4 protein-coding genes and 1 pseudogene are annotated in these 3,776 nt (G+C 39.2%); 2 read left to right on the top strand and 3 right to left on the bottom strand.

Annotated elements, in window-relative coordinates:
- Positions 1-181: pseudogene (locus H5072_RS21230) on the top strand (hypothetical protein); the annotation flags it as partial.
- Positions 182-215: 34 nt separating this feature from the next.
- On the opposite strand, the gene H5072_RS14125 reads toward H5072_RS21230, so the two are convergent.
- The 3 genes from H5072_RS14125 to H5072_RS21235 form a co-directional block, all read right to left on the bottom strand.
- Entirely contained in the window at positions 216-1,067 is an 852-nt protein-coding gene (locus H5072_RS14125; protein WP_182693880.1) for a universal stress protein, read from the bottom strand.
- A gap of 10 nt (positions 1,068-1,077) precedes the next feature.
- A complete protein-coding gene (locus H5072_RS14130; RefSeq protein WP_182693881.1) occupies positions 1,078-2,568 on the bottom strand; it encodes a SulP family inorganic anion transporter in 1,491 nt (496 codons plus the stop codon).
- Between the two features lie 272 nt (positions 2,569-2,840).
- Positions 2,841-3,209 carry an NrtR DNA-binding winged helix domain-containing protein gene (locus H5072_RS21235; protein ID WP_310735799.1) on the bottom strand — a complete coding sequence of 123 codons (369 nt, stop codon included), beginning with the start codon at positions 3,207-3,209 and terminating at the stop codon, positions 2,841-2,843.
- Between the two features lie 216 nt (positions 3,210-3,425).
- Here H5072_RS21235 and H5072_RS14140 point away from each other — a divergent pair, with 216 nt between their 5' ends.
- Positions 3,426-3,731 carry a carbohydrate binding domain-containing protein gene (locus tag H5072_RS14140; protein ID WP_259395955.1) on the top strand — a complete coding sequence of 102 codons (306 nt, stop codon included), beginning with the start codon at positions 3,426-3,428 and terminating at the stop codon, positions 3,729-3,731.
- Positions 3,732-3,776 lie beyond the last annotated feature (45 nt).

A 3,776-nucleotide genomic window follows, 5' to 3' on the forward strand; every position in this document is an offset into this window, starting at 1 on the left:
GGCAATACAAGACAAACTCGGTAAACGAAAAATAATGGCAACATTTAGCAAACGTGGCGTGCGCTCATTTATGCCAGAGCAGCATAGAAAGTTTGTGGCTCAAAAGGTTACGTCGTTTATTCAGTTTTTATTTGAAAAGTTTGAAGCTAAGCCAAAAACAAAAAAGCCTAAAATCAGTTAAGTGATTTTAGGCTTTTTAGTGCAGGTTATTAAATTTATTTTAAAATAACCACAGGCACATCGCTGTTCTCGAGCATTTTAATGGTGTTACTGCCCACAAAAAACTGCCTTAGTTTAGAGTGCCCAAATGCACCCATTACAATTAGTTCTACATTATTTTGTTCTTTATATTGCATTAACGAGTCAAAAATATTGCCCTCTAAAAAGCTTGCCGACACTTCAAAGTCCATACTGATAAGCTTGTGCTGTGCGTTAACAAATTTTTCTTCAAGGTCTTTTTCGTTATTTTTAATACTCACTAAATGACAAAGCAAACCATGTAACAAGCCGCCATCAATCACTTGTTGTAGCGCTTTGTCGGCTGTTTCGCGGCCGTCGTACGCAATCATAAATGATTTAGGTTGTTTAAATGTTTCAGGAATAAGCAAAATAGGTTGTGTTGCATTGCGCACTAAGGTTTCTATATGTGAGCCCAGCACCGCGAAGCTATTACTATGTCCAGCACCATTTTGGCCAATAACAATAAGGCGTGTATCGTCTTTTAAGTCTATAACGGTATCGAGCAAATCACCGTGGCGCTTAATTAGTTCAAAATTAGTAACACCTGCCGATTTAGCATGCTCACTTACTGAATTTAATAATTCGTCAGCCATTTTTAAACTTACTTTGCAGCGTTGTTCGTCAAGCTTAGTCATTTCATCAAGAAGTGTTGACTGTGCACCAAGCCCAATACTACCAGAGTAGTCGCCGATATTAGTTTGCTGCGTTTTTTCAATTGTATGCACAAAGCTAATTGGTTTATTTAGCTTTTTTGAAGCCCAAATAGCAGCATCGGTTACATTTTTAGTAATGGCTGAGCCATCTACATAGGTAATTATTTTAGTCATTGCATTCTCCTTAATGTCCGCCAAGTAGTTTTTCGACTTCTTCAGGGTTGTTATGCACACCAAATTTATCAATTACAGTTTCGGTTGCGCTATTCATACCAATAATACTAACCGTTGCGCCTTCACGCCTAAATTTAATAACCACCTTGTCGAGTGACGATACACCAGTTATATCCCAAAAATGTGCATGGGTTAAATCAATTACCACGTTAGAAACCGCATTTTTAAAATCGAACGATGCAATAAATTGCTCAGCTGAGGCAAAAAATACTTGGCCAACGACTTCATAGGTTATTTTATCGTTGCTTTCATCATGCTTGGTTTTAACCACCATAAAGCGACCAATTTTATTGGCAAAAAACAACGTAGCTAACAACACACCAACTAAAACGCCAATGGCTAGGTTATGCGTGGCAACAACCACAATAACGGTGGAAATCATCACTACATTTGATGAAAGCGGGTTCTTTTTTAAATCCTTAACAGATGTCCACGAAAACGTACCAATCGATACCATAATCATTACCGCAACTAAGGCTGCCATAGGAATTAACTGCAGCCATTTATCTAAAAACACAACCATGATGATTAAAAATGAGCCTGCAATAAAGGTAGAAAGCCTGCCGCGACCACCCGATTTAACATTAATAATTGATTGCCCAATCATAGCGCAACCCGCCATACCACCAAATAAGCCTGCGCCAATATTAGCAATACCTTGGCCCTTACATTCTTTATTACGATCGCTCGTTGTATCAGTTAAGTCATCAACAATAGTGGCGGTCATCATTGACTCAAGTAAGCCCACAACAGCAAGACCAATTGAATACGGTAAAACAATTTGCAGTGTTTCGAGTGTTAGGGGGACATCGGGCCATAAAAATATAGGTAGAGTGTCTGGTAGTTCGCCCATGTCGCCAACGGTTCTTATATCAAGACCCAAAAATATTGAAACCAGTGTAATAACAACAATACACACTAAAGGAGAGGGAAGTATTTTGCCAATAGTTGGAATATACGGAAATAAGTAAATAATACCTAAGCCCGCTGCGGTCATCGCATAAACATGCCAAGTAACATTAGTCAGCTCAGGTAACTGCGCCATAAATATTAAAATCGCCAGCGCATTTACAAACCCTGTTACAACAGAGCGCGATACAAAGCGCATTAATTCACCGAGCTTTAAAAAGCCTGCAAATATTTGTAGTACACCAGTAAGTAAGGTGGCAACCAGTAAGTATTCCAAACCATGGTCTTTAACCAGCGTTACCATTAACAGTGCCATTGCACCGGTAGCCGCCGATATCATGCCAGGACGTCCGCCTACAAAGGCAATAATAATCGCAATACAAAATGAGGCGTATAAACCTACTTTTGGATCAACACCGGCAATAATAGAAAAGGCAATCGCTTCAGGTATTAGGGCAAGCGCCACAACAATACCAGCAAGCACATCGCCACGAACATTAGAGAGCCAATCTCTTTTTACGTGATCAAACATGTAATAAACCTAATTAGTTAGTTTCCCAAAGTATAGGGGAGTATTTTATTTAAATAACAGTGATTCTCGCGCAGGCGGCGATTAAGGTTGCACGTAACGTGCTGATGAAAAAGGGGGAGTGGTTGCCTAGGGCGGCGTAAGTTTCAAGAAAAAAGCTCCTTTTGATTAGTTTATATTAATAATGCGGACGAATTATAAACATCACATATATATTAGCAATATGTTATTTGGCCTTAAAGACCAAACATTAATTTAATTATGCATTTGCTTATTTAAAACTCAAATGTAAAACCAAACTCTCTTAGTTTTTCGTATACGTTTATATCAAAACGGTACAAAGTAGCAGCTCGGTGAGCTACGTTGGTTTGTTTTTCTTTGCAGTTTATTAGTAAGTTCATTTTTTGGAACTTACGTCTAAAGTTAGGCTTATCGAGTGATTTATTTAAAATCGACTCGTAAATTCCTTGTAGCTCAAGCAAGGTAAACTTTTCAGGGAGCAGGCTAAAACCAATCGGCTCGTGCCTTACTTTATAGCGTAAGTAATCTAAGCCACTTTTTAAAATGTCGGCGTGGTCAAACATTAAAGGGAGAACGTTATTTACATCAAACCATTCACATTCTAAAGCATTGTCGCCGCTCACAAGATTGGTTTCTTCAAAGCGTACGAGCGAATAGTAAACAATGGTTATAATACGTCTAGCAGGGTAGCGGTCAACGTTACCAAACGCACCTAACTGATCTAAATAAAGGTTTTCAACACCGGTCGTACTTTTAACAACACGCAGAGCTGCTAACTAATGGTGACTTTGAAGCCGGTCTTGATTCATGGCAATCACGAGGCAGTGCTACTATTTCACTTGAAACAACCCAAGCTCACAGCGGGCGAAACCTATAATGTATCTGCGTGGGTTAAGTTATCTGACGATAACACAGCGGTATCGCCAGGAATTAAACTTACACTGCAAATTGAGCATGCGAGCACTGAATACCTCGAGCTAACCACTGTTACAAACGTAGTTGCAGGCGATTGGGTAAAGCTTTCGGGGACTTATACCCATTCAATAACAACCGAGGAAAGTGCGGCTTTACTTTATGTGGAGTCAAACGAACTGACTGCTGATTTTCATGCAGACGACGTATCGGTCATTTTGGTAGAACAATAAACCAAACTAAAAGTAATTAACCCCACATTTGATAGTCTGTATTTT

The sequence above is a fragment of the Pseudoalteromonas sp. SR45-5 genome, from assembly GCF_014163565.1.
Lineage (GTDB): Bacteria > Pseudomonadota > Gammaproteobacteria > Enterobacterales > Alteromonadaceae > Pseudoalteromonas > Pseudoalteromonas distincta.

Bases quoted from the DNA above. Each gene is read 5' to 3' on its own strand.
- H5072_RS14125 (WP_182693880.1), bottom strand. From the start codon at position 1,067: ATGACTAAAATAATTACCTATGTAGATGGCTCAGCCATTACTAAAAAT.
- H5072_RS14130 (WP_182693881.1), bottom strand. From the start codon at position 2,568: ATGTTTGATCACGTAAAAAGAGATTGGCTCTCTAATGTTCGTGGCGAT.